The organism is Sphingomonas sp. BK481, assembly GCF_014194875.1.
Lineage (GTDB): Bacteria > Pseudomonadota > Alphaproteobacteria > Sphingomonadales > Sphingomonadaceae > Sphingomonas > Sphingomonas aerolata.
The window spans coordinates 625,010-650,149 of record NZ_JACIAP010000001.1 but is presented as its reverse complement, the minus strand read 5'-3'; the positions used below and the strand labels follow the sequence as shown (position 1 = coordinate 650,149).

General features: G+C 65.3%; 31 protein-coding genes and 1 other RNA gene. 17 read left to right on the top strand and 15 right to left on the bottom strand.

Features of this window, described 5'->3' with window-relative positions:
• The first annotated feature begins 6 nt into the window (after window positions 1–6).
• Genes mtaB through FHY04_RS03100 form a run of 3 tightly spaced genes read left to right on the top strand, consistent with a single transcriptional unit; the run spans window position 7 to window position 2,844 of the window.
• A complete protein-coding gene (gene mtaB / locus FHY04_RS03110; protein ID WP_183935324.1) occupies window positions 7–1,254 on the top strand; it encodes a tRNA (N(6)-L-threonylcarbamoyladenosine(37)-C(2))-methylthiotransferase MtaB in 1,248 nt (415 codons plus the stop codon).
• The gene (ftsY, locus tag FHY04_RS03105) at window positions 1,251–2,186 is read left to right on the top strand and encodes a signal recognition particle-docking protein FtsY (protein WP_031396330.1); all 936 of its coding nucleotides are present in this window, start codon (window positions 1,251–1,253) and stop codon (window positions 2,184–2,186) included. Before mtaB ends, ftsY begins: the two co-directional genes overlap by 4 nt.
• A 46-nt stretch (window positions 2,187–2,232) precedes the next feature.
• Window positions 2,233–2,844, top strand: coding sequence for a septation protein A (locus FHY04_RS03100; protein ID WP_268893535.1), 612 nt, complete (start codon window positions 2,233–2,235; stop codon window positions 2,842–2,844).
• A 49-nt stretch (window positions 2,845–2,893) separates the two neighbouring features.
• Here the strand turns inward: FHY04_RS03100 and FHY04_RS03095 are convergent, their stop codons facing one another.
• Both FHY04_RS03095 and pspF read right to left on the bottom strand, forming a co-directional pair.
• Window positions 2,894–3,508 (bottom strand): superoxide dismutase, encoded by a 615-nt coding sequence (locus tag FHY04_RS03095; protein ID WP_159511112.1) that lies wholly within the window; start codon window positions 3,506–3,508, stop codon window positions 2,894–2,896.
• A 104-nt stretch (window positions 3,509–3,612) separates the two neighbouring features.
• A complete protein-coding gene (gene pspF / locus FHY04_RS03090; RefSeq protein WP_183935323.1) occupies window positions 3,613–4,674 on the bottom strand; it encodes a phage shock protein operon transcriptional activator in 1,062 nt (353 codons plus the stop codon).
• A 174-nt stretch (window positions 4,675–4,848) separates the two neighbouring features.
• On the opposite strand from pspF, the gene FHY04_RS22405 reads away from it, so the two are divergent.
• From FHY04_RS22405 to FHY04_RS03050, 9 genes are all read left to right on the top strand, one after another.
• The gene (locus tag FHY04_RS22405) at window positions 4,849–4,983 is read left to right on the top strand and encodes a hypothetical protein (protein WP_260171278.1); all 135 of its coding nucleotides are present in this window, start codon (window positions 4,849–4,851) and stop codon (window positions 4,981–4,983) included.
• 40 nt (window positions 4,984–5,023) lie between these two features.
• Entirely contained in the window at window positions 5,024–5,689 is a 666-nt protein-coding gene (gene pspA / locus FHY04_RS03085; RefSeq protein WP_031396334.1) for a phage shock protein PspA, read from the top strand.
• 1 nt (window position 5,690) lies between these two features.
• Window positions 5,691–5,999: an envelope stress response membrane protein PspB gene (pspB, locus tag FHY04_RS03080; RefSeq protein ID WP_159511114.1), complete on the top strand. Its 309-nt coding sequence runs from the start codon at window positions 5,691–5,693 to the stop codon at window positions 5,997–5,999.
• A gap of 1 nt (window position 6,000) precedes the next feature.
• Window positions 6,001–6,384, top strand: coding sequence for an envelope stress response membrane protein PspC (pspC, locus tag FHY04_RS03075; RefSeq protein WP_031396336.1), 384 nt, complete (start codon window positions 6,001–6,003; stop codon window positions 6,382–6,384).
• Between the two features lie 27 nt (window positions 6,385–6,411).
• Window positions 6,412–6,714 (top strand): hypothetical protein, encoded by a 303-nt coding sequence (locus FHY04_RS03070; RefSeq protein ID WP_056680443.1) that lies wholly within the window; start codon window positions 6,412–6,414, stop codon window positions 6,712–6,714.
• A gap of 11 nt (window positions 6,715–6,725) precedes the next feature.
• Window positions 6,726–6,995, top strand: coding sequence for a hypothetical protein (locus FHY04_RS03065; protein WP_031396338.1), 270 nt, complete (start codon window positions 6,726–6,728; stop codon window positions 6,993–6,995).
• A gap of 22 nt (window positions 6,996–7,017) precedes the next feature.
• Window positions 7,018–7,257, top strand: a complete 240-nt coding sequence (locus FHY04_RS03060; RefSeq protein WP_031439668.1) for a hypothetical protein — start codon at window positions 7,018–7,020, stop codon at window positions 7,255–7,257.
• Between the two features lie 12 nt (window positions 7,258–7,269).
• The gene (locus tag FHY04_RS03055; protein ID WP_056680440.1) at window positions 7,270–7,509 is read left to right on the top strand and encodes a hypothetical protein; all 240 of its coding nucleotides are present in this window, start codon (window positions 7,270–7,272) and stop codon (window positions 7,507–7,509) included.
• A 68-nt stretch (window positions 7,510–7,577) separates the two neighbouring features.
• Window positions 7,578–7,985, top strand: coding sequence for a SufE family protein (locus tag FHY04_RS03050; RefSeq protein WP_183935322.1), 408 nt, complete (start codon window positions 7,578–7,580; stop codon window positions 7,983–7,985).
• On the opposite strand, the gene FHY04_RS03045 is transcribed toward FHY04_RS03050, so the two are convergent.
• Window positions 7,982–8,344: a (2Fe-2S) ferredoxin domain-containing protein gene (locus FHY04_RS03045; RefSeq protein ID WP_311723436.1), complete on the bottom strand. Its 363-nt coding sequence runs from the start codon at window positions 8,342–8,344 to the stop codon at window positions 7,982–7,984. The two genes, FHY04_RS03050 and FHY04_RS03045, sit on opposite strands and share 4 nt — an antisense overlap.
• Window positions 8,329–8,868, bottom strand: a complete 540-nt coding sequence (locus FHY04_RS03040) for a J domain-containing protein (protein WP_183935321.1) — start codon at window positions 8,866–8,868, stop codon at window positions 8,329–8,331. The genes FHY04_RS03045 and FHY04_RS03040 overlap by 16 nt, the downstream gene beginning before the upstream one ends.
• Before the next feature lie 216 nt (window positions 8,869–9,084).
• On the opposite strand from FHY04_RS03040, the gene FHY04_RS03035 reads away from it, so the two are divergent.
• Entirely contained in the window at window positions 9,085–10,665 is a 1,581-nt protein-coding gene (locus FHY04_RS03035; protein ID WP_051916675.1) for a SulP family inorganic anion transporter, read from the top strand.
• A complete protein-coding gene (locus tag FHY04_RS03030) occupies window positions 10,662–11,300 on the top strand; it encodes a carbonic anhydrase (protein WP_159511118.1) in 639 nt (212 codons plus the stop codon). Before FHY04_RS03035 ends, FHY04_RS03030 begins: the two co-directional genes overlap by 4 nt.
• Window positions 11,301–11,332: 32 nt before the next feature.
• Here the strand turns inward: FHY04_RS03030 and FHY04_RS03025 are convergent, their stop codons facing one another.
• From FHY04_RS03025 to FHY04_RS02975, 11 genes are all read right to left on the bottom strand, one after another.
• A complete protein-coding gene (locus FHY04_RS03025) occupies window positions 11,333–13,300 on the bottom strand; it encodes a hypothetical protein (protein ID WP_183935320.1) in 1,968 nt (655 codons plus the stop codon).
• A 45-nt stretch (window positions 13,301–13,345) separates the two neighbouring features.
• An RNA gene (gene rnpB / locus FHY04_RS03020) (RNase P RNA component class A) lies at window positions 13,346–13,734 on the bottom strand.
• An 11-nt stretch (window positions 13,735–13,745) separates the two neighbouring features.
• Window positions 13,746–14,435 (bottom strand): N-acetylmuramoyl-L-alanine amidase, encoded by a 690-nt coding sequence (locus tag FHY04_RS03015; protein WP_183935319.1) that lies wholly within the window; start codon window positions 14,433–14,435, stop codon window positions 13,746–13,748.
• Window positions 14,432–15,346: a DMT family transporter gene (locus tag FHY04_RS03010; protein WP_031439674.1), complete on the bottom strand. Its 915-nt coding sequence runs from the start codon at window positions 15,344–15,346 to the stop codon at window positions 14,432–14,434. Before FHY04_RS03010 ends, FHY04_RS03015 begins: the two co-directional genes overlap by 4 nt.
• Window positions 15,347–15,406: 60 nt before the next feature.
• Window positions 15,407–16,285 (bottom strand): protein-glutamate O-methyltransferase CheR, encoded by an 879-nt coding sequence (locus FHY04_RS03005; RefSeq protein WP_260171277.1) that lies wholly within the window; start codon window positions 16,283–16,285, stop codon window positions 15,407–15,409.
• 29 nt (window positions 16,286–16,314) lie between these two features.
• Window positions 16,315–17,454 (bottom strand): chemotaxis-specific protein-glutamate methyltransferase CheB, encoded by a 1,140-nt coding sequence (cheB, locus tag FHY04_RS03000; RefSeq protein WP_311723429.1) that lies wholly within the window; start codon window positions 17,452–17,454, stop codon window positions 16,315–16,317.
• A 17-nt stretch (window positions 17,455–17,471) separates the two neighbouring features.
• The gene (locus FHY04_RS02995; protein WP_031396352.1) at window positions 17,472–17,837 is read right to left on the bottom strand and encodes a response regulator; all 366 of its coding nucleotides are present in this window, start codon (window positions 17,835–17,837) and stop codon (window positions 17,472–17,474) included.
• An 85-nt stretch (window positions 17,838–17,922) separates the two neighbouring features.
• Window positions 17,923–18,354 (bottom strand): chemotaxis protein CheW, encoded by a 432-nt coding sequence (locus FHY04_RS02990; RefSeq protein WP_031396353.1) that lies wholly within the window; start codon window positions 18,352–18,354, stop codon window positions 17,923–17,925.
• Window positions 18,354–20,708 carry a chemotaxis protein CheA gene (locus FHY04_RS02985; protein WP_183935317.1) on the bottom strand — a complete coding sequence of 785 codons (2,355 nt, stop codon included), beginning with the start codon at window positions 20,706–20,708 and terminating at the stop codon, window positions 18,354–18,356. The genes FHY04_RS02990 and FHY04_RS02985 overlap by 1 nt, the downstream gene beginning before the upstream one ends.
• A gap of 100 nt (window positions 20,709–20,808) precedes the next feature.
• The gene (locus tag FHY04_RS02980; protein ID WP_159511122.1) at window positions 20,809–21,453 is read right to left on the bottom strand and encodes a histidine phosphotransferase family protein; all 645 of its coding nucleotides are present in this window, start codon (window positions 21,451–21,453) and stop codon (window positions 20,809–20,811) included.
• Between the two features lie 104 nt (window positions 21,454–21,557).
• On the bottom strand, window positions 21,558–21,950 hold the full coding sequence (locus FHY04_RS02975; RefSeq protein WP_183935316.1) for a Mov34/MPN/PAD-1 family protein: 393 nt from the start codon (window positions 21,948–21,950) through the stop codon (window positions 21,558–21,560).
• Between the two features lie 17 nt (window positions 21,951–21,967).
• Here FHY04_RS02975 and FHY04_RS02970 point away from each other — a divergent pair, with 17 nt between their 5' ends.
• From FHY04_RS02970 to FHY04_RS02960, 3 genes are read left to right on the top strand one after another with little or no spacing between them, the layout of a single operon-like run.
• Window positions 21,968–22,915, top strand: coding sequence for an RluA family pseudouridine synthase (locus FHY04_RS02970; protein ID WP_031396357.1), 948 nt, complete (start codon window positions 21,968–21,970; stop codon window positions 22,913–22,915).
• Window positions 22,916–22,967: 52 nt separating this feature from the next.
• Window positions 22,968–23,870 carry an RNA polymerase sigma factor RpoH gene (rpoH, locus tag FHY04_RS02965; protein ID WP_031396358.1) on the top strand — a complete coding sequence of 301 codons (903 nt, stop codon included), beginning with the start codon at window positions 22,968–22,970 and terminating at the stop codon, window positions 23,868–23,870.
• 1 nt (window position 23,871) lies between these two features.
• On the top strand, window positions 23,872–25,140 hold the full coding sequence (locus FHY04_RS02960; protein WP_183935315.1) for an NAD(P)/FAD-dependent oxidoreductase: 1,269 nt from the start codon (window positions 23,872–23,874) through the stop codon (window positions 25,138–25,140).

Here is a 25,140-nt window from a genome sequence, read left to right as displayed (position 1 = left end):
CGCATCATGCCGTCTGCCCCGCTGCCAGAGGTCGTCAGCCTCGGCTGCCGTCTCAACATCGCCGAAAGCGAGACCATCCGCGCGCTCGTCGCCGGGCGGGACATGGTCGTGGTCAACAGCTGCGCCGTCACGAACGCGGCGGTGAAGGCGACGCGGGTTGCGATCCGCCGGGCGCGGCGCGATCGCCCGGATGCGCAGATTGTCGTCACCGGATGCGCAGCGCAGATCGACCCGAGTGCCTTCGCGGCAATGCCCGAGGTCGATCGCGTGATCGGCAATGCCGACAAGCTCTCCCCAGCCGCATGGGCCACGCTCGCACCGGTGGTCGTCAGCGACATCATGCAGGTTCGCGAAACCGCGCCGCATCTGGCCGCGAGCTTTTCGGCGCATGCCCGCGCCTTTGTCGAGGTCCAGAATGGCTGCGATCATCGCTGCACCTTCTGCGCGATCCCGTTCGGACGCGGACCAAGCCGCTCGGTCCCCGCAGGCGCAGTCGTCGACCGGATTGCCGGGCTGGTCGATGCAGGACACCGCGAGATCGTGCTGACCGGCGTCGACCTGACCAGCTATGGCCCCGATCTTCCCGGCGCCCCCACGCTCGGCCAGCTTGTCGAGCGCATTCTGCATGCGGTGCCGCGGCTCGAACGGCTCCGTCTGTCGTCGCTCGACGGCATAGAGATCGACGACCGGCTCTTCGCGCTTCTGACGACCGAGCCCCGCATCATGCCGCACGTCCACCTCTCGCTCCAGGCGGGCGACGACATGGTGTTGAAACGGATGAAGCGGCGTCATTCGCGCGCCGAGAGCGTGGCGCTCGTCCAGCGGCTCAAGACCGCCCGTCCCGACATCGCGATCGGCGCGGACCTGATCGCCGGGTTTCCGACCGAGGACGAGGCGATGTTCCAGAACACGCATGCGCTGATCGCTGACTGCGACATCGTCCATTCGCACATCTTCCCCTATTCACCGCGGGCCGGCACACCCGCCGCCCGGATGCCGCAGGTCGAGCCCGAGATCCGCCGCCGACGCGCCGCGATCCTCCGCGAGACGGGCCAGGCCGTTCACGCGGCATGGTTGCAGACGCTGGTCGGAACGACCCAGGATCTGCTGGTCGAACGTCCGGGCGACCGCGGCCATGTCGGAAATTTCGCAGAAGTCCTGCTGGACGCGCCGGCGGCACCGGGCGACATCCTTCGAATCACGATCACCGGCGTTCTGGGCGAGCGCCTGAGCGCAACACGGGAATCCCTATGAGCACCACCCCAAGCTGGCACGACAAACTCATCGGCGGCTTCAAGCGTACCTCTGACCGGCTCGTCGGCAATCTCGCGGGCCTCAGCGGCGCGCGGCTCGACGATGCGACGCTCGACGAGATCGAGGAGGCGCTGATCGCATCGGACCTCGGTCCCGAAACCGCCGGCCGCATCCGCCATCGGCTCGCCGAGGGGAGTTTCGAGCGCAACATGGAAGAGCTCGGCATCCGCGTCATCGTCGCGGAAGAGGTCGAAAAGGTCCTCGCCAAGGTCGCCAAGCCGCTCGAGATCGACGCCTTCCCACGCCCGCAGGTTATCCTGGTGATTGGCGTCAACGGGTCGGGCAAGACGACCACCATCGCCAAGCTCGCGCATCTGCTGATGGAACAGGATTACGGCGTCATGCTGGCGGCAGGCGACACGTTCCGCGCCGCTGCGATCGGCCAGTTGCGGACCTGGGCCGAGCGCGTCGGCGTGCCGATCGTCACCGGACCGGAAGGCGGCGACGCAGCGGGCGTCGTCTGGGATGCGGTAAAGAAGGCGACCGAGACGGGGATCGACGTGCTGATCGTCGACACCGCGGGCCGCCTGCAGAACAAGCGCGAACTGATGGACGAGCTCGCCAAGATCCGTCGCGTGCTCGGCCGTATCAATCCCGAGAGCCCGCACGACATCGTCCTCGTCCTCGATGCAACGACGGGGCAGAATGCGCTCCAGCAGATCGAGGTCTTCAAGGAGGTGGCGGGCGTGACCGGCGTCGTGATGACCAAGCTCGACGGCACCGCACGCGGCGGCGTGCTGGTCGCAGCGGCGGAGAAATACGGCCTGCCGATCCACGCGATCGGTATCGGCGAAGGCATGACGGACCTGCGCCCGTTCGACGCAAACGAGGTCAGCCGGATCATCGCGGGCGTCGAAAGCGTCCGAAAATAACACGCCGCCCCGCTCTCCGGTCTTACCGCAATCCCTGGATACAATAGTGACCAAGCCCCCCCTGTCCCCCGGCCTGCGCATGGCGATCGATTATGGTCCGCTCGCGATCTTCTTCGCGGTGAACTTCCTCACCCCCGGCGCACCGATCGCGCGCGTGGTCACCGCGACGACCGCGTTCATCGTCGCGACGATCGTCGCGATGATCGTCTCGAAGGTAAAGGCGGGCCATATCTCGCCGATGCTGTGGATGTCGGGTGCGCTGATCGTCGTATTCGGTGGCCTGACGATCTATTTCCATGACCAGCGCTTTATCCAGATGAAGCCCACAATCATCTACGCGATGTTCGCCGCCATCCTGACCTTCGGGCTGGTGACCCGGCGCCCGCTGCTTCAGGCGCTGCTGGGCACCGCCTATCCAGGACTGACGGCCGAGGGCTGGCGCAAGCTCACGCGAAACTGGACCGTGTTCTTCGTGTTCATGGCGGTGTTGAACGAAATCGTCTGGCGCAACACCACGTGGGATTTCTGGGTCGGCTTCAAGCTCTGGGGCGCGATCCCGATGACGTTGATCTTCGCCTTTGCCAACATTCCAATGCTGCTCAAGCATGGATTGCAAACGGGCGACAAGGCCGTCACCGACCTGCCGCCCGAAGGGTAATCCTTTTCCGTCATCCCGGCCAACCCGGGATGACGGTAACGGGATCGGCTCAGCCAGCGACCTTCGCGTAGCGCTCGCCGACCACATCCCAGTTCACAATATCCCACCACGCCTTCAGATAGCCCGGACGATCATTCTTGTACGTCAGGTAATAGGCGTGCTCCCAGACGTCGTTGCCGAGCAGCGGCGTACCGGGCTCCTTGGCATCGTCCATCAACGGGTTGTCCTGATTCGGCGTGCTCGTGACTTTCAGCTTGCCGCTGTCATCGGCGATCAGCCATGCCCAGCCCGACCCGAACTGCCCTGCCCCCTTAGTGTTGAACTCTTCCTTGAGCTTGTCGAGGCTGCCGAAATCGCGATCGATCGCCTCGGCGAGCTTGCCCGACGGCGCCTGGCCGGTCTTGGCGGCCATCGTCTTCCAGAAGAAATCGTGGTTCCAGAAACCGCCGCCATTGTTGCGCACGAGCGGCGGCTGCGACGAGATCATGCCGAGAATGTCCTCGATCGACTTGCCCGCAAGCGCGGAGTCCTTCTCGACGCCCTCGTTCAGCTTGGCCGTGTACGCCGCGTGATGCTTGTCGTGATGAAACTTCATCGTTTCCTGATCGATCACGGGCTCGAGCGCGTCATAGGCGTAAGGCAGCGGGGGAAGTTCGAAAGCCATCAGGAGTCTCCTCAAAGACAATGGGTGAATGGGGTCGGACGTCAAACGCCCGCGGCCCCCAAATGGTCCCCGGACGGTCGTTACACAAGCGGACCGGACGTCGATCAGCCGCCGGCGTGCAACAGCTCGTGCCGCTTCAGGGCATGCCGCAGCTGATCATAGCTGAGCCCGAGCGCCTCGGCGGTAGCGCGCTGGTTGAAGCGATGCTCGGCCAGCGCACGCGACAGCAGGTCGCGCTCGAACCGGGACACGCGCGACTTGAAATCCGACGGCCCGTCCTCGCATGCGACGACTGGATCGTCGGCGTTATCCTCTGCAGCGTTACCAGTCGCGCCGGCAGACGGCGATGCTGCGGCTTGTGGCAGGACGGGCTTGCGGTCCGCAGCGCCCGGCCTGTGCGGCGACTGGAACGGATCGATCTCGATTGCATCGATCGGCCCCTCATGCTCCCAGCGATAGACCGCGCGTTCGACGACGTTGCGCAGTTCGCGGACATTGCCCGGCCAGTCATAGTCCGCCAGCGCAGCGCGTGCCGAGGGTCCGAACCCCTCCCACCGCTCGCGCCCGAGCTCGGACGCCATCCGGCGACCGAAGTGATCCGCCAGCACCATCACGTCACCGACGCGCGCGCGCAGCGGCGGCAGCGTGACGACCTCGAATGACAACCGATCGAGAAGATCGGCGCGAAATTCATGCCGCATCACCTTGTCGGGCAGATGCTCGTTCGTCGCAGCCACGATCCGGACGTCGACGCGCAGCGGCCGCGATGAGCCGATCCGGGTGATCTCGCCATATTCGACGGCGCGCAGCAATCGGTCCTGCGCCGCCATCGACAGCGTGCCCAGCTCGTCAAGGAACAGGGTGCCGCCATGTGCCTCCTCGAACCGCCCGACCCGTGCCTTGGTCGCACCGGTGAACGCGCCGGCCTCATGTCCGAACAATTCGGCCTCGATCAGCGTCTCGGGCAGCGCGGCGCAGTTCATGATCACGAGTGGCTGGTCCCAGCGCGGGCTCAGCCGGTGGAGTCGCTCGGCGACCAGTTCCTTGCCCGTACCGCGTTCCCCAATCACGAGCACCGGTCGGTCGAGCGCCGCCGCGCGCGACGCACGTTCAAGCGCTCCCATGAACGCGCCGGACTGGCCGATGACCTGCGTTATTCTCTCCATTGCCAAAGTGTGGCGGAAATTCCCAACGCATAGCAAGGAACAATCTGCGCGCTCGACGCCCTGCTGGCACAACCGCATGATTTCCGGGCTTTTCTAAAACTGGCACGACTGATGCAAAGCTTTGGACAACCCGCCCAAAGGCGGAACCAACCATCGCCTCAAAGGGGACACATCATGATCAAGACCGACATCGTCCGCACCGTCGCCACGCTCGCCTGCACCTTCGTCGTCAGCGCCACCTTCATTCTCGCGGCGGTGGCGCCCGCGCATCAGGCGCCCGCTACGCGACACACCGCAATCGTGGCATAAGGTTTGTCCGCCGCACGAAGACCCCTGGAGTAGAATTTACATGGGCATTTTTTCCCGCACCCGCGACATCGTCGCCGCCAACTTCGCCGACCTCATCGAGAAGGCGGAGGATCCGGCCAAGATGATCCGGATGATCATCCTGGAAATGGAAGAAACGCTGGTCGAGGTTCGCGCCTCCGCCGCGCGTACCATCGCGGACCAGAAGGAGATGCGCCGCCATATCGCCAAGCTGGAACAGCTCCAGGAAAACTGGACCGAGAAGGCCGAGCTCGCGCTGAGCAAGGACCGGGAGGATCTTGCCAAGGCTGCACTGGTCGAACGCCAGAAGGCGTCCGACATGGCCGAGCAGCTCAAGGCGGAAGTCGGCGTCCTCGACGACGCGCTCAGCGCCTCCGAGGCGGACATCGCCAAGCTGCAGACCAAGCTGCGCGAGGCGCGGACCAAGCAGAATGCGGTGCAGACGCGGCTGGAAAGCGCGAACAACCGCACCCGGCTTCGTGAAATGTATAACGGTCCGAAGACTCACGAGGCTTTCAGCCGCTTCGACATTCTCGACCGCCGCGTCGACGAGGCCGAGGGTCGCGCCGACGCGATGGGGCTCGGTGTCGTCAAGACGCTTGAGGAGGAGATTGCCGAGCTGCGCAGCAACGACAAGGTCGATGCCCAGCTCGCCGCGCTCAAGGCCCGCCTGAAGAAGGACGACTGAAATGGATTTCGAAGGACTCGTCGCCATTCTCGGCGCGCTCGTCGGGCTGCCCTGGCTGATCCTGCATTATGTCACCAAGTGGAAGACCGCACCCAAGATCACCGATGAGGACGAACGACTGCTCGACGAGATGCAGCTCCTCGCCCGCCGGCTCGAGGACCGGGTGCTGACGGTCGAGCGGATCATCGCCGCCGATAATCCCGACTGGAAGCCGGGGCTCGGCACCAGCCAGTCGTCCTATCTGTCCGATCGCCAGGCTGACCGCCCGATCGACTCCCGCTTTGAACGCAACATGGATCGGAGGAACTGAAATGTCCGCCAGCCGCACCCAGTTCTACCTCGACAAGCAGAACGCCAAATGGAAGGGCGTCTGCGCGGGGATCGCCGACTATACCGGGATCGATGTACTCATCGTCCGCGTCTCGGTCGTCCTGCTGACGCTGGCCGGGGGCTTTCCCTGGACGCTGATCGCCTATTGGCTGGTCGCGTGGATGGGACAGCCAAAGCCGTTCGGACTGTACGAAACGCCCGACGACGCGAAGTTCTGGCAGGGCGTCCGCTCGAACCCGAAGCGCTCGACCGCAGAGGTCCGCAGCAAGTTCCGCGACATCGACCGTCGTCTCGCCGACATCGAGACGCACTATACCAGCCGGAGCAGCAGCAGCCTCGCGGCAGAGATCGACAGCCTGCGCTGAGACGCGGCGTAGACGGGGAGAATGACGATGAATTGGGGTGGACCGGGTTTCGTCGTCGCGATCATCGCGATCACGACGATGGGATGGGTGATCAACAACTGGATCCGCGCAAAGCACGGCTATGCCCTGGAGGACGAATGGAGCGGGAAGACGCACCGGGTCGACCCGAACGACGCCCGCAAGTTGGAACTGCTTTCCGGCGAAAACGAGCGCCTGACCGGCCAGGTCTCCCGTCTCGAAGAGCGAATCGCTGTTCTTGAGCGCATCGCCACCGATCCCGCGGAGCGGACCGCCCGCGAGATCGAGGCTCTCCGCCTCCAGCCAAGATAGAGGACGCCGCCATGATCAGCCCCCTGCTCATTCCCATTCTCGGCATATCCTGCGGCCTGCTCGCGATCTTCGGCGGCGTCTTCGTCAAGCCCTGGTTCGCCTATCGGCAGCGCCGGATGGAAATCGATGCCCAGCTCGTCGCCGAAAAGTCGGCGCAATATGCGGCACAGAATGAACGTCTCGAACAGCGCGTGAGGGTGCTGGAACGGATCGTCACTGACCGCGGGATCGGCCTGGCGGACGAGATCGACCTGCTCCGCGACGAGCGCCCCCTAAACTAGACCCGTATTCAGGAGCTGACCGATGAATCCCTTCACGATGGTCGTCTGTATCGTTTTGATCGTGGCGGTCTCCCGCGTGCTCCGGGCGCGATACCAGGCGCAAGGATCGCTTTCCGCCCCGGCGGATACCGCCGACACGCTGCGACTGCGCGACGAGGTGCGCCAGATGAAGGAGCGCATCCAGGTGCTCGAACGCGTCATCACCGACAACCACAAGAGCGTCGATCTCGACCGAGAGATCGAGCGGCTCCGCGACCGCTAGGAGGAGGCGGACATGACCGAACCGAACGTCTATATCACGCTCGCGCTGACCGGCCTGGTGGCGCTCGCGATGATCGTCACCGCGGGACTCGCCGGCTGGCGCGGCTGGCTGTCGCTCAGGCGCCTGGAGCTCGACCAGGCGCACGACACCGGCCTGCCCGTGGCGGTGTCGACCGGTGCGCGCATCGAGATCGCAGACCTGAAGGAACGCATCAAGAAGCTGGAGGCGATCGCCGCCGGGGTTGACCTGTAGCGCGGCAATCGTGTCCCGCGACACGCGCAGCGGTTGCGGGCGAGATGACGCGGGAGTACCGCGACGCCATGCCCAAGCTAGCCGATATCCATGAGGAATATGACTTCCTCGAACCCGACGACCGCTACCGCCTGCTGATCGACCTCGGACGCGATCTCGAACCCATGCCCGATGTGCTGAAGACGGATTCGACACTGGTTCGCGGCTGCTCGGCATCAGTATGGGTCTATCCGATGAAGACCGACGACGGCCGGCTTCATTTCCTCGCGGATTCGAACGCCGCGATCACCAAGGGTATCATCGCGCTCGTCCTGCAAGCGGTGCAGGACCAACCGCCGGCGGCGATCGTCGCGACCGACATCGGTGCGGAACTGGCGCCGTTCGATCTCGGCAAGCAACTCAGTTCGAACCGGACGCAGGGAATCCCGAACATGATCGCGTTGATCCGCGAGACCGCCGAACGCTACGCCAGCTAGGCGGCCTTGAGGCCGTCTTCCACCCGGGGAGGGGACGGCGGAACGGCATCACCCCCGCGCAGCGTCGTTACGATCTCGCCAACGTCGGCGCCGGCGGGGACCAGCATCCATCGGTCGGACCTGGCCGCATCAATCATCACGACCGCATTCTTGGGGCATACCCCAAGACATTTGACTTCGACCACGCCGCGGTCAGCCTTGCGGCCTTTCTTAAACCCGAGCTCGGCGCGCAACAGCTTGGCGAGCGGCGTGCGGCGCTTGTCGCCGAACCCGCCCGCGAGCTTCTTCGAACATTTGCCGCAGACCAGCACGCTGCCCTGCCAGCGGCTCGCCAGCACGCGGATCACGCCGGCTTCCACGTCCGTGCATCCTCTGCTGCGCGCAAGACCTCGTAAGCGGCCTGGACACCCTGGAACCGCGTTGCTGCGTCCTTGTCGCCCGGACGCACATCGGGGTGATTGGCCTTGGCCATCCGCCGCCACGCGGCACGGACATCCTCGAACGTCGCATCGGGTTCGAGCTGCAATACCTCGAGCGCACGCATCTCGTCGCGCGACCGACTGCCGTCGCCCGATCCCGCCCAGGCATAATGCTTCGGATCCGCATAGCCGTCCGCAGTGCGCGACTCCGCCGCCTCGCGCTCGGCGGCTTCCTCGGCGCTTAGACCTTCGAAGTAATTCCAGCCGCGATTATACTCGCCCGCATGCGTCATGCAGAAATACCAGCGGTCCGGGCTGTTGGGCGATTTCGGCGCCGGGCAATTGCCGGGTTCGTTGCAGCCGTGCCGGTCGCACAATCGAACCGTCACCGCCTCGCTGCTAGAGCCATAGCCGCGCCACCGCGGAAATCCCCAATCGGGTGTTCGTGTCGTGCTTCGCGCCATAGCCGTTCGAGATAGGCGTCCCCACCGACAACGCAACCGCGTACCGCACCGCCAAACGATCAAGCCACGCGGCCGCACCTGCGGCCGGGACCGACATTGCGCCTTGAGTCAGGAGGCGTTCATCGCCTAATGAACATGAATAAATTGTCATCTGGCATAGGGTAAAGCGTCTGCTCCGGGCGCATCCCGGCCGACGTCGCGGCGACAGGAGCCCTGGTGCAAACTCTCATTCCGAAGCTAAGCACGTGGCGGGCCGATCTGCCCGCGTCGATCGTGGTCGCCCTTGTCGCCCTGCCCCTGTGTCTGGGTGTTGCGCTTGCGTCAGGTGCGCCGCTGTTCGCAGGCGTCATCGCCGGAATCGTCGGCGGCATCGCTGTTGGGCTATTCTCGAAATCGCCGCTGTCGGTCAGCGGACCGGCTGCGGGCCTGACGGTAATCGTCCTTGCGGCGATCGAAAGCATGCCGAGCTACCAGATGTTCCTGATGGCCGTCGTGCTGGCGGGCGTGCTTCAGATCGGGTTTTCGCTGACGCGCGCGGGTATCCTCAGCGAATTTGTCCCCTCCTCGGTGATCACCGGGATGCTGGCCGCGATCGGCCTGATCCTTATCCTCAAGCAGATTCCGCACGCGGTCGGCTTCGACCGTGAGGCCGAGGGGATCTTCGAATTCTCCACCGCCAACGGCGTCAACACCTTCTCGCGAATCATCGACAGCCTGAGCGCGAGCGTGACCCCCGGTGCGATCCTGATTGCCGGGATCAGCCTGGCATTCCTGTTCTGGTGGGACGGCGCGAAACCGAAGAATGGCCCGCTCCGGTTTGTCCCCGGCCCGCTCGTCGTCGTCCTGATCGGCGTGCTCGGCAACGCGCTGCTGGGCGCGGTCAAGCCTGATTGGCAGCTCCAGGCGACACATCTCGTCCAGGTACCCGTCACGCAGAAGCTTTCCGAATTTCCCACGCTGTTCACGCTCCCGGACTTTTCCGGCATCAGCATGGGCATCGTCTGGACAACTGCGGTCACGCTCGCAATCGTCGCGAGCTTGGAGTCGCTGCTCAGCGTGAAAGCGGTCGACGAGATCGATCCGCGCCGTCGCTCCACCGACAAGAACTGGGAGTTGCTCGCGCAGGGCGGGGGTAACATCCTGTCGGGCATGATCGGCGGGCTTCCCGTCACGTCGGTGATCGTCCGATCGTCGGCCAATGTCGACGCCAAGGCGGAGAGCAAGCTTTCGACCATGCTCCACGGCTTCTGGCTGCTGATCAGCGTTGCACTGATCCCGTCGCTGCTGAACCTGATCCCGCTCTCCGCGCTTGCCGCGGTGCTGATCGCGACCGGTTACAAGCTGACCAAGCCGAAGCTGTTTCTGGAACGCTACAAGCAGGGCTGGACGCAGTTCATCCCCTTCGTCGTCACAGTCGGCGCGATCCTGTTCACCGATTTGCTCGAGGGCATCGTGATTGGCATCGTAGTCGGCTTCGTGTTCGTCATTGCACGCAACTTCCGTACCGCGATCACCTTTGCCTGCGATGGCGACGACTGCCTCGTCCGCGCGCGCCGCAACCTGTATTTCATCCACAAATATGAATTGCAGAAGTCGCTGAACCGCGTGCCCGACAATACGCAGGTGCTGATCGACCTGTCGTCGACCAGTTATGTCGACCTCGACAATATCGACATCATCAACGCGTTCATCAAAGGCGCGGAATATCGCGGCATCACCGTCAGCCTGCGCGGCGATATCGCCGGCAAGCGTGCCGCGTTGATCAACGCGCCATCGAGCGAGGTTCTGTACACATGAGACGCTACAAACAATTGCTGCTCGCCAACAAGGCCTGGGTTGCAGAGCATACCGACGAAAATCCCGACTTCTTCAGCCGCCAGACGGTCGGTCAGAAGCCGGAATTCCTGTGGATCGGCTGCTCGGATAGCCGCGTCAGCCCCGAACAGATGACGATGACTCAGCCGGGCGGGATGTTCATCCACCGCAACATCGCCAACCTCGTCAACGATCACGACCTGAACCTGATGTCGGTGCTGCAATATGCGGTCGATGTGCTGAAGGTGAAGCATGTCATCGTCTGCGGCCATCACGGTTGCGGCGGCATCATGGGGACGCTGCAAGGTGGCCTGGACGGTCCCGTCGACGAGTGGCTCGACACTGCGCGCGAAGTGCTGCGCGATCACCGCGACGAGATCGATGCGCAGCCTACCGAAGAGGCCAAGGTCAATCGCTTCGTCGAGGTTAACGTCCGCGACCAGCTCGTTCGCCTCGCGCGTACCAAGACGGTGCAGGATGCATTCGCCAAGGGCCAAGAACTGGCGCTCCACGGCTGGGTGTACGACATGCGCGACGGCCACATCAAACCGCTGATGGAGATCGCCGCCGATACGGTTCTCGACGAGATCGGCCGGCCGGAGAAGGTGCTGGTGTGACGTCAGTCCCTCCCCCTACGGGGAGGGCAGAATCATCCCGGCATCTTGAACCGGACATTCTGGGAAAGCCCGCCGCAGCCGACACCGCCATCGGGGCGAAACGTCTTCGTATATCGGGCGCCCGCGACGGTCTGTGTGCCGGCCTTGGTGAAAACGAACGGCGGATAGCTGAGCACGGCGCGCTCGTTCAGCACCTTGCCGTCCGGCCCCACATCGAACTGTGTCCGGGTCCAGCCTTCAAATCCCCAGATGCGGGCCTCATCCGGGAACGTGCCGCCGGCCGAAAGGAATCGGGGCGGGGCATCGAGGATCGCGCACTGGCTGGCCGCCAGCCCCGACCGGTCGAACGTGGCACGTGCCGCCACCGGATCCCCCGCCTGCTGCTGTAGCGACGCCAGCCGGATCAGCGCACCGACACGCATCGGGTCGTTCGCTGCCAAACCCTTGTCGTCCGCGACCGCCTGTAACGGCGCCACACGCCGGCTTCGGCTTCTGGTCGAGTCCGCTATGAGCAGTTGCAGCGCCGATCGCGCTTGCGGATCCTGCGCATAACCGGGCTTCGACAGCAGCGGCGTGATAGCGCGGGCATAGGCACCCTGCTTCCAGCTATCAGCACTTTCAGTCTCACGCACACGGATGTCGAGCGGGAGCAGCGCGATCGGCGGGGCGCCGTTTGCCTGAGCAATAGCGAACGCCCGCTGCGCCAGCTCATGCGCCTCCTCACGACCCACGACCGCATTGCCGACGAGCTGGTACAAGGGTGGCAGCGTGGCGAGCGATGTCGGCCCCGACTTGCCCTCCGCCGCCGCGAGTGCGGCACGTTGCCCGACGATGGCGGCGGCATCCGCGCCACGTTCGCGTACCGGTATCGAAAACCCCTTGGACTCGAGCCAGGCCGCCATGTCCGCGTCGAGAAACTTGGTGATCGACGGCCGCTCGAACGCGGTCGAGCAGCGCATCTCGACGCGGATATTGTAGCGGAAGAACGCGGGAAAGGACTTGGTCTGCTCGGGCGTCCATGACCAGTCGCGGACGGCACGCGCAAATTCGAGCGCCACCGCGCCACCGCCTGCGGCATAGATGGGCGAGACGCCGCGTACCACGCCGTCATTGTCGATCGTGAATTCGACGACCGCCATGTCCGCAGGCCTCAGATCGGCCTCGCCACCGCAGGCGGGTACCTCCATCTGTACCGCCGGATCAAACTCCCCCTTGCTCAACCGGCCCGCGCCGGTCATCGCCATGTACCGGCGGGCCTCTTCGCTCTTGCCCGCCAACAGTGACGCGATCGCCGCATCTGACCGCGCGGAAACGTCGCGCGAATCGGTCTGCGACGTCATCCCGCCATAAAATTTGACCGCCTCAACCGCTTGCGTCCGCGCCTGTTCATACTGCCCCCGGTTCAGCGCCAGGATCGCGCGCCGCCGCGCGATCAGAGCCTTTACATCCGCATCGGCAGGCGCCGTCCGGACGAGCGCATCGACCTTCGCAAGGGCTGCATCCGCGGCGGCGGGATCAGTAAACGTCGTCGTGTCAGCTAGGGACAACAGCGCCGCGACCTTCAGCGACGCTCCGTCCGCCGCAGCGGCGGCGCTCGCAAACGAAACGCTCGCCCCCGCATAATCGAGCGCATTCTGCGCAATGAGGCCCAGATCAAAATAGGCCCGCCACCGATCCTCGGCGAGCGTCGCGTCGCTTGCAGGCAACAGGGCAAGGCCGTCGCGTGCCGCGGTCACCGCATCGTCTGAGCGATCGAGCTTGAACAGTGCCGCACTCTTGCGGATCAGCGCAATGCCCCGGCTCCGCGATCCCGGCTTAGTTCGTGCTTCAAGCGTCGTCCAGGCCGCAAGCGCAGCGGTACTGTCGCCCTTCGCATCCAGCGCCGCGGCCGCTTCGAAATCCTGCTGCACCGTGGTTGCGGGCCCCTGTGCCGCGACCTGCGCAGCGATCGCCGCCATCACGATGCCTGCACCCATCAGTCCTGCCCGGTCGATACGCATCACATCCCCCACGTCTTTCGGGCAGTCTGCATGCGATCAGGCGAGGATGCCAGAGGGTCTGTAAGCCGGGTTCTGTCCATTTCCGACCCTTCGGTCGAAAGTTGGGCGACCATTCCTCTAGGACGACGGTTGCCCGCCGCCTCAAGCAATCAACCCGGGTGACGAGCCGGAACGAAGCCCATGTGCCACCCCTATTCGATCTTGCTCCCGGTGGGGTTTGCCGTGCCGCCCCTGTTGCCAGGCGCGCGGTGCGCTCTTACCGCACCCTTTCACTCTGACCGCCCCGGCTTGCGCCGAGGGTTGGCCGTCTGCTCTCTGTGGCACTGTCCCTGGGGTCACCCCCGCCGGGCGTTACCCGGCACCGTCGTTCCGCGGAGCCCGGACTTTCCTCGCGGATGCCATTACAACACCCCCGCGGCCGCCCGACCCTCTGGCGCGCCGATCCCTAGTCGTCACCCATCGGTTTGGGAAGCAGCAAAGCGAGCAGGATGCACCGGCATTCCGCATCGATCTCGCCGTCCACCAGCTCGGGGCGGAACCGGCGCTGGAACGCCATGATCGCCGCCATCCGGTTCTCCACGTCATAGCCGAACCGTTCGAGCGCAAGGCAGAACCCGCCCTCCGTCCAGCCGGGATCCATCAGATTCTTGGTCGGCCGCGGCAGAGCGAGCCGGCGTCGCGCCAGTTCGTGCCACGGGAACAACTCGCCGGGATCGCGCTTGCGCGTCGGCGCGATGTCGGAATGACCGACAATGTTACCCCGCGTGATCTCGTGGCGGTCCTTGATCTGCGCCACCAACGGCAGCAGCGCGGCGATCTGTTCGGGCGGGAACGGGCGATAGCCGAACTCATGCCCCGGATTGACGATCTCGATCCCGACGCTTGCCGAATTGACGTCCTCGATCCCGCGCCAGTGCGATCGTCCGGCATGCCAGGCGCGTTTGTCCTCGGCGACCATCTGCAGGACGGTCCCGTCCTCCTCGATCAGATAATGCGCCGACACCTTCGCGTCCGGATCGCGCAGGCGGGCGATCGCGGACGGGCCATCCTGCATGCCAGTATAGTGCAATACGATCATGCTGACAGGCAGCGTTCGGTCGTCGAAATTCGGTGACGGCGTCTCGATGATCGTCAAGCCAGCTTCCCCTCCAGCCGGTCCGCACGTGCGGTCCGGATCGTGACGATCGCGACGCCGAGCATCGCAACGCCTCCGCCTGCAAGCATCAATAGCGTCAACGGGTTGCCGAAGTAATAGGCCGCGGCGAACACAGAGATAATTGGTGCGGCGAGCGTCATCGGCGTGACCACGCTGACTGAATGACGCTGCAACAGCCACGACATCGAGCCCTGGCCGATCACCGTCGATCCGATCGCGGAAAACGCCACCCAGCCGACCGTGCGAAGTGGCAGGTCGGGGATCGCGCGCATCGCTACGGGCTCGGTGATCATCGCGACGACCGCCATTACGAGGCTACCCATCAGCCCGACCCAGGCATAGATCGTCAGGACCGGCACGCCGACGAGCCGCCGCTGGATCAGCGACGTAATCGCCCAGATCAGGCTTGCCAACGCCGTCAGCGCAAGACCCGCGCCCTCGCGCGCCGCCGACGGATCGAAGACCAGCAGTACCACTCCCAGGATCGACAGGCCGATCCCCAGCATCCGGGGCCAGTGGATCCGTTCGCGAAAGACGACGATCGCGAGCAGCAGCGCGAACGGGACGCCAAGTTGGCCGGCGATCGCCAAAGCGCCGATATTCGTCGCGACCGACAGCGACAGATTAATCACGAGATAGAAGATGCCGCCCGACAACAGTCCGAGCAGCGCCAGCGTCGCGGTCCGTCCCGGCACCAGCCGGAACCAGCTCGCGCAGACCGCAAACACGATGACCTGGCGCAGGAACCCGGCCGTCATCGGCGCGATTTCCGTCACCGCCATCTTCACGGCAATGATGTTGAGCCCCCACAGAACGTTCATCACGACGACGATCGCAAAGTCCCGCAGGCCAAACCGATGCGTCGCGGGAGGTGCGGCTTGGATCGTCATCCCCCAACGCTTGCCGGGATCGTGCCGCGATGTAAACTGCCGCAGCACTCTATCGCGGGATCAGGACCCGGGCGCGGGAAACCGTGGATCACCAGTGGTTGACGACGGCGTTTCGTAGAAGCCGCGATAGCGCTGGCTGGGCTCGAACAAAGGGGTCTGCCCGCTCACCGTCTCCCCCGCGCCCATGACGAACAGGCCGCCGGGCCGCAGCGCCCGTGCGATCGTCGAGAACACCCGCAATTTCGTCTCCACCGTCAGGTACAACAGGACATTGCGGCACAGGACCAGGTCGAAACGTCCTGCGGGCGCCGCATCGGACACGAGATTCACGCGCCGGAACGTGACAAGCTTTACCAGCTCTGGCTTGGCGACCCAGTCCGCGCCGACACCGTCGAACCACCGCATCATCCGACGGATCGGCAACCCACGCTGAATTTCGAACTGCGTGAAACGCCCCGACCGTGCGCGGGCGATTGCGGCACTCGAAACGTCGGTCGCGATGATGTCCGGAACCGGCGCACCGGTCGTCTCGTGCCGCTCGGCGAACAACATGGCCAGCGACAGCGGCTCCTGCCCGGTCGAACATCCCGCGCACCAGATCCGGATGCGATGACCGGCGGTCTCGGCATCCGCGATCGCCGCGACGAGGTGCTCGAAGACCTGCGCGTCCCGGTAGAAGGACGTTTCCTGGTTTAGTAGCGCATCGACGATATGCTCGCCGATCTCCCGATCCTTTCCGGCCAGCAACTGCGTAACCAGCTCGTCAAGGCTGCCGAGCTGGCGTTCACGCAACAGCGGCTTGAGCGCTGTATCGAGGCGCCAGGAGCGATAGGCCGCGATCTGCTGCCCCGTCCGCGCTTCCAGCAGCGCGGTCAGCACGTCGATCGTCGCCTGGGAGGCCGCCGGGGCCGGTGAGGACGACGGAGCCGCGGTCGGCATGCTCCGCCCGCGCAACGCTGACGCGCCCATCATGGACGACGATGCGACGCGATGAGCCGCCCGATCGCCTCGGGGGGCAGTATCGCCGCAGCAACACCCGACGACACGACTGCGCCCGGCATGCCCCAGACGACCGACGTCGTCTGATCCTGAGCGACCACGCTGCCGCCGGCGTCGTGGACCTGTCGCGCCCCCTCCGCACCGTCGCGGCCCATGCCGCTCAGCATGATAGCCAGCGCGCGCGCGCCAAAGACTTGGGCGACCGATCCCAGCATCGGATCGACCGAGGGCAGGCAGCCGCTGCCGACGACGCCCTGCCTGAGGCGGATCGCTGCGCCGCCGTCGCTCAGCCGCACGCAGGTCATGTGGGCGTCGCCGGGGGCGATGAACAGGCGGCCGGGGCGGATCCGCAGGCGGTCGGTCGCGACGTCGCACGGCCGGCCGGACAGGACCGTGAGTTGTGCCGCGAAATACGGCATGAACGACGCGGGCAAATGTTGCGTGATCAGGATCGGCAGCTGGAACGTGGCGGGCAACTCACGCAGCAACTGGCTCAGCGCGTGGATCCCGCCGGTCGATGCACCGATCGCGACGATGTCATAGGCGTCGCCGGCCGCGAAGGAACGGCCCTGATCCGCAGCACCCCGGCCGCACAGCGGCTCAACCGCGGCCGTGACGTTGCGCGCGCTTCGCAGTCCCGACGCGCGGGTAGGCACGATCGAGGTCGGGGCTTCGCACAGGCGTTCGAGCTTTTCGACCAGTGCGGTTGCAAAGCGGCCAGACATGCCGCTGGCGCCCGGCTTCACCAGCGTTTCCGCCGCCCCAAGCGCGAGCGCCTGGACCGCGGCCGCACCGCCCTCATCGGCGGAGGAGGACACGATCAGGATCTTGGCACCCTGCCCCGCGGCGATGAGGTCCGGCAGCGCGGTCAGCCCATCGACCCCCGGCATTTCGATATCGAGCAGGACGAAATCGACCTCGGCGGAGCGCAGGAACTCAAGTGCGGCTCCCGCATTGGCGACCGCGCCGACGACGGTGAACTGCGCGCTCGCGTCGATCAGCCGCGCCATCACCGCGCGGGCGACCACCGAATCATCGACGATCAGGACACGCGCGACGGCGGACAATGGCGACCGCGGCAGCGGCGGAAGGGGCAGCGAGGCGGCCACGGCGTCGTAAGACCCGCTCAGGCCATGCCGACGATTTGCAACTTCGATGCGAGGGTTTCGCGATCGAACGGCTTCATGACATATTCGTCGGCGCCAGCCTCGATCGCCGCGCGGATATAGGCCATGCCGTTCTCGGTCGTGCAGAAGACGACCTTGGGACGCTGCGTGATATCGCTGTCGCGCAGCGCTCGCAGGAAATCCATGCCGCTCATGACGGGCATGTTCCAGTCGAGCAGGATGACGTCCGGAACCGACTCCAGACAGCACTGGAGCGCCTCCTGACCGTCACATGCCTCGCGAACGGTAAAATCAAGCGTTTCGAGGATGTGACGCGCGACCTTGCGGATCACCTTCGAATCATCAACGACAAGACAGGTCTTCATGGAAAGCCTTCCGGGGTGATCATGGCGCCCGCCTTAGCTGGCAAAGCGTAAGCACCGGGTTAAGCGCGCGCGAGTTGGCCGCTGTTCAGGCGACGAGCGCGGGCAAGGACGACGGAACCACCGCGGCTAGGTCCAGCACCAGCATCGGCTCGCCATCGCGATCGACCAGCCCCGACGCCGCCGCCGCCCAGCCGTGGTTGAGCGCCAGCCCCGACGACAGCGGCAACCGCTCGAACGGCGCGACATCCTCGAGCGAGTCGACCAGGATCGCATAGTCATGCCCGTCGACCTGCGTGATGACTGCCCGCCTGGCGGTTTCGGGCGTCGGCGCGAGCCCCAGTGCAGTGCCGGTATCGATCACCGTCACGACCCGGCTGCGAAGCGCGGTCAGCCCGCGGATCGCCGCCTCCGCCTGCGGCACAGCGACGACATCACCGATATCGACGACCGAACCGACCTGTTCTGCCGGAATCGCGACGCCGCGCCCGGCGATATGCGCGATCAGAAACAATTCCATCAGCGCGCTCCCCCACTCGTCACGGCGCGAATATACGGTGCTGAATCCCCTTGTAGCGCGCCGGCCTGCGCCGCAACCCGCCGCGCGAGTTCCTCGATCAGGGCCGGACGGTCATAGCGATAGATGCTGTGGTCCTGCGCACCTGTACCCTCCCGATTACGGCGCAGCGTGACGATCGGAGCGGCGACCGCCTCGACCGGTCCATCCTCCATCGCTAGCGCGACCGCAGGCGTCTCGCCCGCGGCGAGGCGTGTCACACACCGATAGCCCGACGCCTCGAGCGCGGGTTTGAGGAACGTCTCCATCCACCCGCTGCTGTCGCTCTGCAACAGGCAGACCGGGCGCGAGGCGCGCCGGACCGGCTCGCCCGCGAACAACGCGTGCGGATCGATCAGCTCGACCTGCTCACCGCCGATGATCACGACGCCCGCGATCGGCCCGCCGCCATTAGCCGGCGCCATTTCGGGCGGCAATTCGACGATCTCGATCGCCTCCGCGATCGCATAGGCCATCTCGCTATCGCCATCGGTCAGACGGAGGACGGCGACCTCTTCCCGGTCGCCGATCGTGCCGACCGAATGCAACGGCACGATCGCCCCGCCGATGGCGAGACGCAGCGCGCCCGCCGTAAAGCTGATCGCCGACGTCGCCACCGGTTCGACCCGGTCGATCACCGCCAGCGCGATCACGCGGCGCTTGCCGTCCAGATCGTCGAACAGCAGCGCCTGTACGCCGGCAACGCTGTCCGCCGCCACCTCGTCGTGCGCGACCGCGAGGGCGGAAAACCGCAGCCCCGCGACATGCGCGATCCCCGCTCCGTCGAGCAGCAGCATCGGCAGGCCGCTGTCGGGCAGCGTCTGGCCGGCGTAGACGCCGGTCGCCATCACGTGCGGCGAGGCGGGTTTGACGACCAGTTCCTCCGCGTCGAGCACATCGTCGACGCCGAGCGCATAATCGCCTTCGCGGGTCGACACGATCACGAGCGTGCCCGGGTCATGGTCGCCCAGCCCGAACAGCGCGGCCAGCGAGACCAGCGGCATCCGCCGTCCCCGGACCGCGACGGCAGATGCATCTCCGATCGTGTCGATCCGCACCTGCGTTCCACGGACCCTGACGATCTCCTCGATCGACTGCCGCGCCAGCGCGAAACGCTGCGTCCCGACGCTGACGATGATCGTCGACAGGATCGACAGCGTCAGCGGCACGTGAATGACGATCCGCAGACCCCGGCCGGGCATGTTGCACAGTGCGATGCGTCCGCCGATATGCTCGATATTGGCGCGCACGACATCCATGCCGACGCCGCGTCCCGAGACTGTCGTGACCGTGTCGCGGCTCGACAGTCCCGCTTCGAATACGAGATCGAGCTTTGCGTCCTCATCCATCGCGCCGATCTGCGCTTCCGTACGCACGGCCTGGTCCTTGGCCTTGTTGACGATCCGCGCGACGTCGATGCCACGTCCGTCGTCGCTGATCTCGATGAGGATCTGGTTGCCCGACTGGCGTGCGGACACGACAAGTCGCCCCGTCGCGGGCTTGCCCGCGGCCAGACGGTCGGCCGGCGACTCGATCCCGTGGTCGACGGCGTTGCGGATGATATGTGCCAGCGGATCGCGAATCAGCTCGATCAGCTCACGGTCAAGCTCGACGTCAGAACCCTCGATCACCAGGTTGACCGCCTTGCCCAGGTCCGCGCTGGTATCGCGGACCATGCGCGGCAGCGCCGAGAACAGCGCATCGATCTTCTGCATCCGGGTCCGCGTCACCGTGTCTCGCATATCGGCGACGGTCAGCGAAAGCCGTTCGAGCGCAGCTTCGACATGCGGATCGCTGACGTTATCTCGCAATCGCCGCGCCAGTTCGTTGCGCGCAAGCACCATGTCGGACATGCCGCTCATCATCCGGTCGAGCAGATCGACGTTCAGACGGACACTGCGGCTGCTGGCCCGCACGGTTGCGACATGTACGGGCACGGCCGCCGGCGCGGCGTCCTCCGCCAGCGCCGTGATCAGCAACTCCTCGCTTGCATCGTCCAGCGCTGCGCCGGCATCGATCGCCTCGACGATCTCGCCGATCCGGTCGACGATCGCGAGCACGGCATTCACCAGCGCGGTGTCGGGCACGCGCTTGTTGTCCCGAACCGCCGCAAGCACGTCTTCAGCGGCGTGGCTGAGCCGGGCCAGCCGGGGGATGTCCAGAAACCCACAGCTGCCCTTCACCGTGTGAACGAAGCGGAAGATTGCGTCGAGCCGCGCGCGATCCGTCGGCGCCGCCTCCCAGGCGACAATCTCGCCCGACAGTGCCTCCAGCGTCTCGCGCGTCTCGGCTATGAATTCCTGTAGAAGATCGTCCATGCGGGCCCCGGAACGCGTGCGTCGGGCCCGTCATGACGAACAGGGGTTAAGGCCGCGTTAGGATCGCTCCTCCCCCGCCGCACCACCGTATACAGCCGTGTTATCGCGCGTTGAACACGGCACCGAAGATCATGACGCCGTCGGACGGTTCGAAGATCTGCATGCTGCCCCCGTTCTCGGCGACGAGCGTGTGCACCATAAAGGCGGCGGCCGCGCGCGGCGTTACCGCCGTGTCGCCAGGACCGTCGACCAGCGTCCGACGAATCTCGGGGTCCAGGACGAGCCGCGGCCCCTCGACCTTCACGACCACCTCGAGATGGCCGGCATTGTCCTCGCCGCCAATCTCCATCCGGCCGCCACGCACCAGCGATTCGCCGCCGATCAGCACCAGGTTGAGCAGGACCTTGATCGCCGCCTTGGGCATCGTTTCCTCGTCCACGAGCCAGGCGAGCTCGATCCGCTTGTTCTCGGCGATCAGCCCTTCAATCGCGGACTTGGCCTCGCGGGTTGCGACCTCCTCGCCAAATCCTCCCGCAGCGCCGAAGGCCAAGCGAAAGAATTTGAGCTTGCTCGCCGATGCGCGTGCGCTGTCCGCCAACAGCTCCATGCACCGCGCACGCATTGCCGGATCGGTTTCGTCTGCCAGCAGTTCGAGCCCGTTGTTGAGCGCGCCGACCGGCGACAGCAGGTCGTGACACAAACGCGAACACAACAGGCTGGCAAAATCGACCGGGCTGACAGTCATGAATATCCTCTCGAAAACATGTGCCGTTCTGACCTCGCCACGATTGGCTGGCAAGCGGCAAGGCGCATCGTTGGCGCTTCGCGCTTTATGCTCCGCGGATCACGTCAAATCAGCACAATGGCAACCTCGGCAAATGCGCCGGGGGCATGAGAGCGCCAAGCGCGGGCTTGCCTGCCGCCGATGATCAGCCAGATCGCTCCGTCGCCCATCGCCTGCGCGGCGTCGCGCGGCGACGGCACGGGGTTGCCCGTGGGATGCGAGTGGTAATGACCGATGACCGCTGGGCCGCCGTGGCGCGCGCGACGATGCGCGGCCAGCAGCGCTGCAGGATCGATTTCGAAGCTGTGGGCGGGATGGTCCGCGACGTTCTCGCAAGGCTCTGCCGTCGCGATGGCACCCGGCGTACCGAAGAGCAGTCCGCAAACCTCCTCCGCCGGCGATGCCGCCGCCCGTGCAAGCATCCGATCGAGGACGCCGCTTGAAATCTCAACGCTCATCGCCACATCGCTATCGCATGGACCGGGGGGTTGCCACGATTGAAGCGAGAATCGCCGCGGCGGCCGATGGATGGCGTCTGGACCGCGCGCTCGCGGATGCCGTCCCGACGATGTCGCGCGAACGTCTGAAAACGTTGATCGCCGCTGGCGCGGTATCGCAGGCAGGTCAGCCCTGGCGTGATTCGTCAAAAAAGGCGTCTGCCGGTCAGACCTTCGCGATCGCCGTGCCGCCACCGACGCCGCTGCATAACGAGGCGCAGGACATCCCGCTCGTCATCGCCTATGAAGACGAGCATCTGATCGTCGTCGACAAGCAGGCGGGTCTGGTCGTGCATCCCGCAGCGGGCAATTTCGACGGCACGCTCGTCAACGCGCTGCTTCACCATTGCGCGGGCAATCTTTCGGGGATCGGCGGGGTCGCCCGTCCGGGCATCGTCCACCGGATCGACAAGGATACCTCTGGGTTGATGATCGCGGCGAAGAGCGACCGCGCGCATGAGGGACTTGCCAAGCAGTTCCACGATCACAGTATCGACCGTCGTTACCGCGCGATCGTCGGCGGGATCCCGCGCCCTTCCTCGGGGACCGTCGATGCCCCGCTGGCGCGCAGTCCGCAAAACCGGAAGAAGATCGCGATCGTCCAAGGCGGCAAACGCGCCGTCACGCATTTCACGACGCTGCAACCGCTTCGCGATGCCGCGCTGGTCGAGTGCCGGCTCGAAACGGGGCGCACGCATCAGGTGCGCGTCCACATGGCCTCGATCGGGCACGCCTTGCTCGGCGACCCGGTCTACGGTAGAAACCGGCCCGGTCAGAAGACGCTGCTCGAAACGCTTGGTTTCCGCCGTCAGGCCTTGCACGCCGCGTATCTCGGGTTCATCCATCCTATAAATAGTAACGCTTTGGCGTTCGAAAGCAGGATGCCTGCGGACATGCAGGAACTGTTCAGCGAGCTTCACGTATAGATATCGGACCCTGCCGCAGTGCGGTATGGTTTCGCAGAAAGGGAAGACTACCATGGCAGCCCGCTCCAACGTTCCAGCGACGATACCTGCGCTCGGCAGCGAGGCGGGTCTCAATCGCTATCTCGCCGAGATTAAGAAATTCCCCATCCTGCAACCCGAGCAGGAATATATGCTCGCCAAGCGGTTCCAGGAGCATGGCGACACCGATGCTGCGGCGCAGCTGGTGACGTCGCATCTCCGTCTCGTGGCGAAGATCGCCATGGGCTATCGTGGCTACGGCCTGCCCACCTCCGAGCTGATCTCTGAGGGCAATATCGGCCTGATGCAGGGCGTGAAGAAATTCGAACCGGAGCGCGGCTTCCGCCTCGCGACTTATGCGATGTGGTGGATCCGCGCGTCGATCCAGGAATATATCCTGCGCAGCTGGTCGCTCGTGAAGATGGGCACCACCGCAGCGCAGAAAAAGCTGTTCTTCAATCTGCGCCGGATGAAGAGCCGCCTCGACGCGTTCGAGGACGGTGATCTGCGCCCCGAGCACGTGACGAAGATCGCCACCGATCTCGGTGTGGCCGAGACCGACGTCGTCAGCATGAACCGACGCATGGCGATGGGTGGTGACACCTCGCTCAACGTGCCGATGCGCGAGGACGGCGAAGGCCAGTGGCAGGATTGGCTGCAGGACGACGCACCGCTCCAGGACAAGATCGTCGCCGACGCACAGGAGGCCGACGTCCGCCACTCGATGCTGGTTTCCGCGATGGACGACCTCAACGATCGTGAACAGCATATCCTGACCGAACGCCGCTTGACGGACGATCCCAAGACACTCGAGGAATTGTCTCAGGTCTATGGCGTCTCGCGCGAGCGAGTCCGCCAGATCGAAGTTCGCGCGTTCGAGAAGCTGCAAAAGGCTATGATGCGCATCGCTGGCGAAAAGCGCCTGCTCGCCGCCTGACGTGCGCACCGTCGTCATCGGCGGCGGTGCGGCCGGTATTGCGGCGGCGCGGACGCTCCATGACGCCGCGCATGATGTGTTGCTGGTCGAGGCGAGCGACCGCCTTGGTGGTCGGGCGCATAGTCTTTCGATAGACGCGTTATTGAGCCGCGAGGGCAGTGAGGCAGAGGCGAATCCTGTCCCTGCGGGTTCTAATGTGGATGCCGGTTGCGGGTGGCTCCACTCTGCGCAGCGCAACCCATGGACCGCGATTGCGGAGCTTTCGGGTTTCAGCGTCGACCGGTCGGACGCGAACTGGCGCACGCAATGGCGTAACCTCAGTTTTTCACCCGAAGAGCAGGCGTCTTCGTCTACCGCCTATCAGGAATGGAACGCCCGCGCATTGGCGGCAGTCAACGGTCCCGACCGCGCCCTGTCCGAGTTTGTCGGTGTGAACGATCCGTGGCGGCCGAGGATTGACGCGATCTCCGGCTATGCGAATGGCGCGAACCTGTCGCAGGTGTCCCTCCATGACTGGGCCGCGTATGAAAATGCGGCGTCGGACGATAATTGGACCGTGAAGCAAGGCTATGGCACGCTGGTCGCCAGCCACGCCGCTGGTCTTCCGATCCGCCTCACTACGCCGGTCACCCGTATCGACCATGGCGGTCGGCGGATCAGCCTCGATACGCCGTCCGGGACGATCGACGCGGATCATGTCATCGTCTGCGTGCCCACCACCGTGCTGGCCAGGTCGCAGATCAGGTTCGACCCGCCCTTGCCTGACAAGCATGCCGCCGCCGCCGACCTCCCACTCGGTCTGGCGGACAAGGTGTTCCTGCATGTCGATCGACCGGAATGGCCGGCGAATGCGCATCTCGTCGGCAACCCCTATGCCGCGTGCACCGCCAGCCACCGCCTGTCGCCGTTCGGCTGGCCGATCGTCGAAAGCTTCTTCGGCGGCGACTGCGCGGAGATGCTGGAGGATGGCGACGCCGCGGCGTTCGCGATCGATGAGCTGGTTGCCCTGCTCGGCAGCGACTGGCGCCGCCGCTTCACGCCGCTTGTCGCAACCCGCTGGCGCCACGTACCCTGGATCGGAGGCAGCTATAGCCATGCGCGGATCGGGTGCGCGGGCCAGCGTGCGGTGCTCGCCGAGCCGGTCGACGGCCGGATCTTCTTCGCCGGCGAGGCCTGCCACCCCGAGGATTTCTCTACGGCGCACGGCGCATATGAAACCGGCGTCGCGGCGGCGCGGGCGATCATTGGCGGGGACGCGGCGATCGCATAA